Genomic DNA, 6,309 nt, shown 5'->3' with positions numbered 1-6,309 from the left:
GAAGGGAGGGCGAGGCTCCTGCCGAGCCAGGCACGGGCTGGCGATCGCGCCGGGGCCTGGTTCCCAACGGCATCGCGGGCCGCGTCAGGCGCAACAGAAACCGTCACGTCCGCATGCCGGGTGTGGGGCAGTCAATACCAACCTTTCATCGCGCCAGGGCCGCCCTCATCTCGAGGGCGGGCCACGATCAGCCCGGCAGGCTGAGGCCGTCGCGGGCGAGGTCGGCATCCGGGCTCGCGGCCCGTTCCACGGCGAAGTAGACCGACTGGCCCAGGCCCCGCTGGCAGACCTCGTTGAGCGCGGGGCGGCACGCGAAGAAATGCTCGACCACGCCCGGATCCCACTGGAATCCCGCCCCGGCCCGGAATTCCGCCTCGATCTGACTCGGCGAGAGTGCCGACCGGTATCGTCGGACCGACATCATCGCGTCGAACGAGTCGGCCACGGAGATGATCCTCGCCATCAGCGGGATCGACTCGCCGGCCAATCCATCCGGATAGCCCTTCCCGTCGTAGCGCTCGTGGTGGCTCCTGACCCCGGGGCGGAGATACGTCAGGCGCTTGATGTTCGAGATGATCCTGTCCCCCGTGACGGGATGCTCTTTTATATGCACTTGTTCATTCTCTAGTAGAGCGCCCGTCTTGAAGAGCACCGAGTCGCGGATCCCGATCTTGCCGACGTCGTGGAGCAAGCCCGCCAGGTAGAGGTCGCTCAGCTCGCCGCGCGACAGACCCATCTCCTCGCCGATCCGCACGCTGATCCGGGCGACCCGCTCGCTGTGCCCGCACGTGTAAGGGTCCTTCGCGTCGATCGCCGTCGACAGGCAGCGGATGACGCCGAAGAGCGTCTGCTTCAGGTTGTCGTGGACGCTGGCATGACGGGCGTGTTCGTGCTGGAGCCTCCAGATGACCGTGATGACCTTCAGGTCGGACGCCTGCAGCGGCCGGGCGATGTTGTAGCTGAGGGCGAACACCCATCGGGTGCGCTGGCCGTCGACGGGCGTCATGGCGATGGTGTCCGGGACCGGCCCCTGCTCCCGCAGGCTCCGCCAGACCACGTCCGAGCGGCGGGCGATCCCGCCCTCGGGATAGTTCACGAGCAGCCGCCCGGCGATGGCGCGGCACCACTGGGGTGACGCTTCCAGCCCGCTGACGATCTCCGTGACCTCGCGGGTGGCCGTCGAATAGGCGAAGGCGATGTCGGCCCCGGTGCCGTCGCAGATCGCGCCCAGGGCCACGTCGACGCGATCCCCCGCGACCTTGTCGTCGCGGAGCTCGTGGAGGAGGCGCCCCACCACGTCCCAGGCGTTCTCGCGACACGACACGGGCTCGACCTGCGGCTCGCAGGCCGCCTGGCACGGCGGAGAGGGGGTCGAGATCGACTCGGCCTCGGCGGACTGCTCCCCGGGCGCGGCGACCGGGCTGATCTCCCGAGGCTGGGCGCCGGGGCCTGGCGGCGATCCCGCCGGAGGGCCGGGGACCTCCCCCGACTCGGCCTCGAGGAGATCCCGGAAGTGGACCACCCGGTTACGCCCGGATCGCTTGGCGCAATAGAGGGCCTGATCGGCCTCCTCGATCAAGGCGTCGGCATCGCGGACTATCGTATCGAAGGTGGCCACGCCCAGGCTGGCGCTGACGGGGCGTGAACTCCAGGCATAGGAAAGCAGGGAGGTCCGGACCCGCTCCGCGAACGCGCCGGCGCCCCGAGCGTCGGTCCTCGGCAAGAGCACCGCGAACTCCTCGCCGCCGTAGCGAGCGACGACATCGCCGGGGCGCGAGCACCGGACCAGGATCTCCCCGACGACGCGAAGGACGAGGTCGCCGGCCGCGTGCCCGAAAGCGTCGTTATACGACTTGAATCGGTCCACGTCCAGCATCACCATCGAGAGGGGCTTTCCCTCGCGATCGGCGGTCGCGAGCGCGGACTCCATCTCGTCGAAGAAGTGGCGACGATTGCAGAGCCCGGTGAGCTCGTCCGTCGTGGCGAGCTTGCTCAGCTCGTCGATGATCCGTTCCTTCTCGTCGTGCGACTTCATGAGCCCCGCGATCCGCTCGCGGGCCTCCCGGAGTTCGCTGTCGAACCTATCGCGGTCCACGACCTGGGCCGACGCCTCCGCCATTGGCGCCGTCGGGTCCCCTCCGTCGATGGATAGCCTGGAACGCCTCGCATCCTCCCGATAGACGTGACGTTGGTGCGCGAATCTTCCGCCGATGACGCCGTGTGTTAGCATCGAGCTCTCCCCTGGCCCTCACGGTTCCGAGTGCCCACCGCGTCTGGCTCGAGGCCGCGGGGAGGGCATCTCACGCCCGATTCCGGCGGCGTCACCCCGCCCCCGCTCGGCGGAGAGGGCGGCGTGCCCGTCGGAGGTACTGCCCGACGCCCGACCGATCGGTCCCCGGCACTCGCCGCCCGGGCGGACGGGATCGTCGTGGAATCCTACCTGGATCCTAGCTCATCGGATTTACGGAACGCCGCACATCGAAACGCGACGTTTCCGCTAGGCCACGACAGGGTCTTCATCCCGTTGTCGCAACCGTCCCCGCACCGTGAGCTAGGCTTGAATGGGGGCCCGCCAGGCCGCTGCAGTCCGCGAAGACGCGGGCGGGGGCGGGGGCGGGCCGGTGTGAGACCGCGGGCGGGGCAAGACGGATGTCCCGCCCGCGCCGTAACCCCCGACGATCCCGATGGGGTATCAGGGCCGCGATCGAGATGCAGGCCGGATCTCCTCAAGCCCGGGGGCACGGCCCGGGGCCGGCCGGGCTGCCGGACGGCGGGCGGCGCGTGCCACGCGGATCCATGCGGACGGATAACCAGTCGATGACGAACAGGACGACGAGAAGACGCTGGTCGATCCACCCGCAGGCCGGCTCGATCGAGCAAGCCCTGGAGGAGTCCGACAACCACCTTTCCCGGGCGTTCGAGGTCGATCCGCCGTCTCCAGCCGATCCGCCGCCGCTGCCGCCGGCCATGATCCTCCCCGACGGGGACTTCCTCGAAGCGAGCCTTCACGCGGAATTCCGGGACAGCCGGGGCGGTGGCTCGGATTCCGCCCCCCGAGGCGTGCCGGCCATGGGGCCCCGCGGCAGGCTGCCCGAGATCCCGGGATACGAGATCCTCTCCGAGCTGGGGCGCGGGGGGATGGGGGTCGTCTACAAGGCCCGCGAGGTCCGGCTCAATCGGCTCGTGGCGATCAAGATGATGCTGGCCGGCGACCTTGCGAGCGCGGATTCGGTGCCCCGACTCCTGGCCGAGGCGGAGACCGTCGCTCGGCTGCACCACCCAAACGTGGTGCAGATCCACGCCGTCGACTACCACGAGGGACGCCCGTTCATCGCGCTCGAGTACGTCGACGGGGGGAGCCTCGGCTCCAAGATGGAGGGCACGCCCTGGCCGGCGGGCCGGGCCGCGGAGCTGATCGAGGAGCTGGCCCAGGCGATCCAGGCGGCGCACGAACAGGCCATCATCCATCGCGACCTCAAGCCGGCCAACATCCTGATGACCCCGGACGGGATCCCGAAGATCTCGGACTTCGGCCTGGCAAAGACGCTGGACCGGGACGTCGATCTGACGGCCGTCGAGTCGATCATGGGCTCGCCCTGCTACATGGCGCCCGAACAGGCCAACGGGGGGGCGAGGGACGTCGGGCCGGGGGCCGACGTGTACAGCCTGGGCGCCATACTCTACGAGTTGCTGACCGGCCGGCCCCCGTTCCGGGGGACGAGCGTGCTCGAGACGCTGGATATGGTCAAGGCCGCCGAGCCGGTGCCCCCGTCCCGCCTGGTCCCCGGGCTCCCCCGCGACATCGACACGATCTGCCTGAAATGCCTGGAGAAGGGTCCCGATCGGCGGTTCGCGACGGCCGGCGACCTCGCCGACGACCTGGCACGCTACCGCCGCAATGAGCCGATCCACGCCGGCCCCGCCAAGCCCTGGGAACGCGCCTGGAAATGGGTCCGCCGCAAGCCGACCACGGCGGCCCTGACGCTCGTCAGCGCCGTCGCCGTGGTCGCGGCCTCGGCCGGGGCGATGGCCTACCGGGAGGACCTCCGCAAGCGATCCGAGGCCGTCCGGAACCGGGTTCAGCGTGTACGCAGCCAGGCGGAGTCCTACCTGGTCCTGGGCCGGTCGGCACAAAGCCGGGAGGACTGGCCGACGGTCAAGGCCCAGCTCTCCAGCGCGCTGGCACTCATCCAGTCCGAGTCCGACCTGGCCGCGATGCTCCCCCCGGCGCAGCAACTCCTCAACGAGGCCGGCGAGAAGATCGCCGAGGTCAACGTCCGGCTCGCCGCCCGGGCTCGCGGCGAGGCGCTGCGCCGGTTCCACGACGAGGCCGTCTTCTACCAGTCCCAGTACACGGGCCTCGACTCCGACGCAAACGTCAGGGCTGTCCGGAAGGCCGCCCGGCAGGCCATGGACCAGTTCTGGCCGGAGGGAACGCCGTGCTGCCCCGATGCGCTGGACGACTGGATGGTGGACGACGCCGATCGGGCCCGGATACTGGCGGAGGGTTACGAGGTCATGTTGCTCCTGGCCGAGGCCGTCGCGCAACCGATCAAGGGGGAGCACCCGGCGGAGCAGGCGAGGCTCGGGACCGCCCTGCTCGAAGAGGCCGCGCGACTGCATCCGCCGACCCGCGCCTATCACGCCCTCCGGGCCGCCTCGCTGGAGCGGCTGGGCCAACGGGATGAAGCCCGGGAGGAGCATCAGCTCGCCCTGTCCTCCGGGTCACCGGCCAGCGCCCCGGACGAGTTCCTCCTGGGGGAGCAGTGCTATCGCCGGGAAGACCTGTCCCGGGCCATCGACCATTTCAAGCAAGCCCTCTCGGCGGACCCGAACCACTTCTGGGCCGGATACCTGATGGCCCACTGCTTCATCAAGACCCACCGGCCCGCCGAGGCCCAGGCGGCCCTGATCGCCTGCCAGGCCCGGCGCCCGGATTTCATCTGGATCTACCTGCTGAAGGGCTTCGCCGAGGGGGAGATGCAAGAGTTCAATCTCGCCGAGGCTGACTTCCGTCGCGCGCTGGAGCTCCACGCCGACGAGGACGCGCGTTACGTGCTCCTGGTCAACCGGGGGGTCATGCGGCTGCGCAAGAAGGAGCCCGCGGCGGCCATCGAGGACTTCCGGGCCGCCATCGCGCTCAAGCCCGACCGCTACCAGGCGTATCTCGACCTCGCCCAGGCCCACGTGAAAATCGGCCGGCCGGAACAGGCCCTCGCGACGCTCGACCGGGGGATCGAGAAGGACCCGGACAGCCCGGTGCTCTACCGGCTCAGGGGCCAGGTCGAACAGCAGCTCGGCCGGGACGGTCATGCCCGCGAGGACTTCGACCGCGCGATCCGCCATACGCCGCCGGACGATCCCCAGCTCGCCGACCTGCTCCTGGAGCGCGGCCACCTCGCCCATCGGCGCAAGCAACATCAGACGGCCCTCGCCGACTACGACCGCGCGCTGGCGATCCGTCCCGACCTGCCGACCGCCCAACGCCTCCGCGGGGCCATCCTGATGGAGCTGAAGCGGTACGACGAGGCGATTCGCTGCTTCGACTCCTGCCTGTCGCGGGGGAAACCCTCGGCGAGCCTCTACGAGGCCCGAGGGCTGGCGCAGACCTGGCGGGGGCGATACGCCGAAGCTCTCGCCGATTTCACCCTGGCCGCCAACGCCGGCGGGAACTCACCCTCCCTCCACCTCAATCGAGGCTGGGCGCACCTGTTCTCCGGCTCGCCCAGGCTGGCGGAGGACGACTTCGAGGAGGCGATGCGATTGGACGAAAGCAACGCCGACGCCCGTTGCGGCCGCGGGCTGTCTCGGGCCCAGCTCCGGCGGAACGGCGAGGCGATCGCCGACGCCCGCGCGGTGCTCGACGCGGGCCCCACCAACCCGCGGCTGATCTACAACGCGGTTCGGATCTACGGCTTGGTCGCGGCCGACCTGCAATCGACCCCGGCCCGCATCAGCGATCGCGAGTTCCAGCTCATGAAGCGATGCCGGGAGGAGGCCATGGCCTGGATGCCCAGGGCCCTGGACCTGCTCCCCGCGGAAGAGCGAGGGCGGTTCTGGCGTGAGGTGGCGCTGCGCGACCCCGCGCTCGACTCGATCCGCGGCAAGGCTGAGTTCCGAGAGCTCCGGGCGCGCTACGCCCCGCGCGACGGCGAAAGAGACCCATCCGGGGCGGAGGCACGCCACCATGATGACCGAGTCTTCAGCCCGATCGACCTGGGGGTGGCCGGAGCGGGCGCGGCGGCGGTGCAACCGGCGGTCGGACTCGCGACGCCCGCGACGGAACCGACATCGACCGCCCTCCCTTGA

2 protein-coding genes are annotated in these 6,309 nt (G+C 70.2%); one reads left to right on the top strand and one right to left on the bottom strand.

Annotated elements, in window-relative coordinates; genetic code table 11:
* Positions 1–187: 187 nt before the first annotated feature.
* Entirely contained in the window at positions 188–2,119 is a 1,932-nt protein-coding gene (locus G6O54_RS24855; RefSeq protein ID WP_165229180.1) for a bifunctional diguanylate cyclase/phosphohydrolase, read from the bottom strand.
* 698 nt (positions 2,120–2,817) lie between these two features.
* On the opposite strand from G6O54_RS24855, the gene G6O54_RS24850 reads away from it, so the two are divergent.
* Positions 2,818–6,309 (top strand): protein kinase domain-containing protein, encoded by a 3,492-nt coding sequence (locus G6O54_RS24850; RefSeq protein WP_250847064.1) that lies wholly within the window; start codon positions 2,818–2,820, stop codon positions 6,307–6,309.

The sequence above is a fragment of the Aquisphaera insulae genome (assembly GCF_011064615.1).
Taxonomy (GTDB): Bacteria; Planctomycetota; Planctomycetia; order Isosphaerales; family Isosphaeraceae; genus Aquisphaera; species Aquisphaera insulae.
The sequence above is the reverse complement of the archived record's forward strand: the minus strand, read 5'-3'. Positions and strand labels throughout refer to the sequence as shown.